This window comes from Bradyrhizobium sp., assembly GCF_049691595.1.
Taxonomy (GTDB): Bacteria; Pseudomonadota; Alphaproteobacteria; order Rhizobiales; family Xanthobacteraceae; genus Bradyrhizobium.
The window spans coordinates 1-2107 of record NZ_JBAVNZ010000436.1; the positions used below are offsets into that span (position 1 = coordinate 1).

Sequence of the window (2107 nt, forward strand, 5' to 3'; positions counted from 1 at the left end):
GCTCGAGCCGGTCAAATCCGAGACCAGGGCGGAGCCGGCAAAGCCGGAAAGCGCGCCGGAGCTGCGCCGTTCGGCGGATTGATCGGGCCGCCGGCTCGGCGATCCCTGTTTCAATCGTTGGCGTCCGTATCCGATATCCCACGCTCGACCCGTGCGGCTTCAATCGGCCATGCGCCATGTTGCCGGCAATCCGGCTTGATCGTCCCGTATTTCTACGGCGCCCGACATTAACCCTAACGAAACGCGCGAAACTTACGGTTCTGACGAGAAAGCGTCACGGCGCTCTTTTGGGCGCAAGCGTGAATCTCGCCTGCCGGCGCGCGCGCTCCCGCGCATGCGCCATTTGAATCCCTGACGTATTCATCCTCGAAGAACCCCTCTTCGAGGTCAGCCCGTTTGCAGAGGTTTGCATGTCCTTCCTGGCTCGTTTCCGCATCCTTACCAAAGTCCTGACGATCATTGTCCTGATATCGGCGATTTCCGCGGGGATGAGCTGGTTTGGCATCCATGCGCTGCGTTCGCTCAATGACGATGCGGTCACGATGGATTCGGCGGCGAGGCGCGCGCTGGAGGCTGCCCGCGCCAACACCAACCTCATCGCCATGAACCAGGCCGAATTCAGCGTCGCCCTCGATCCACGACCTGAGAACCGCGCCGAGGTTCGCAAGGTCATCGACGAACAACTGAAGCTGTTCAATGAACGGATCGGGGAGGCCGGCAAAACCCGCGACGAGCATGTGAAGGCCATGATACCCGCCGTCAGGGATGCGTTCGCGGAATACGTCAAGGATATGGAGAATACGCTTCGGCTGGCTGATGGAGTCAAGGACGTTCAGTTGAACGATGAAACAGAGCGCTTGCGCGCGTCCGCCATGAAGAGCCGTGCGGCGGCCGAGAAGCTGCGGAAAATGGTTCGGACTGTCGCCGAGCGACTGAACGAGCGCGTCGATCATTTTGCCAAGGCCGCGGCCGAGGAATATGAAACCGCATCCCGTTGGCTCGTCATCACGGCCATAGCGGGTGTCCTGCTCGGCTTGCTTGCCGGATTCCTGGTTGGCCAATTCGGTATCGCCATGCCGATGCGCTCGCTTGTCGGCCTGCTGCAGCGGCTGGCCAAGGGTGAGGATATCGAGGTTACCGGCACCGAGCGCGGGGATGAGATCGGCGAAACCGCCCGCGCGGTCGAGGGAATCAAGGTGATGCTCGCCGACAAGGCGCGTCGGGAGGCCGAGGCCAAGATCACGCAGGATCAGGTCGCCGCCCAGCATCGCAAGGCTGAGATGGTCAAGCTCGCCGACAGCTTCGAATCCGCCGTCGGCGAGATCGTCGAGACCGTGTCGTCGGCCTCGACCGAACTGGAAGCCTCCGCCAAAACGCTGACCTCGACCGCCGAGCGGGCGCAGGAGTTGACCACCGCGGTCGCGGCGGCGTCCGAGGAAGCCTCCACCAATGTGCAATCGGTGGCCTCCGCCACCGAGGAACTGACCTCGTCGGTCAACGAGATCAGCCGCCAGGTGCAGGAATCGGCGCGGATGGCCAACGAGGCGGTCGATCAGGCGCGCAGGACCAACGACCGCGTCAGCGAATTGTCGAAGGCGGCGAGCCGCATCGGCGACGTGGTCGAGCTGATCAACACCATCGCCGGCCAGACCAATCTGCTGGCTTTGAACGCGACCATCGAGGCCGCGCGTGCCGGCGAAGCGGGCCGCGGCTTTGCCGTGGTCGCCTCCGAAGTCAAGGCGCTGGCCGAGCAGACCGCGAAAGCGACCGGCGAGATCGGCCAGCAGATTTCCGGCATCCAGGCGGCGACCCATGAGTCGGTCGGCGCCATCAAGGAGATCAGTGGCACCATCGAAAAACTGTCGGAGATCTCGGCGACGATTGCGTCGGCGGTGGAAGAGCAGGGCGCGGCGACCCAGGAGATTTCCCGCAATGTCCAGCAGGCGGCGCAGGGCACCCAGCAGGTTTCGTCGAACATCACCGACGTGCAGCGCGGCGCCAGTGAGACCGGCTCGGCCTCATCGCAGGTGCTGTCGGCGGCGCAGTCGCTGTCCGGCGACTCCAACCGCCTCAAGCTCGAGGTCGGCAAGTTCCTCAACACGGTGAG

1 protein-coding gene is annotated in these 2107 nt (G+C 63.7%); it reads left to right on the forward strand.

Translation table 11 applies throughout. The annotated features are described in order from the left end of the window. Positions 1–410 precede the first annotated feature (410 nt). Positions 411–2107, forward strand: a 1697-nt coding sequence (locus tag WCE35_RS18520) for a methyl-accepting chemotaxis protein (RefSeq protein WP_424594782.1), incomplete at its 3' end; no start/stop codon positions are given.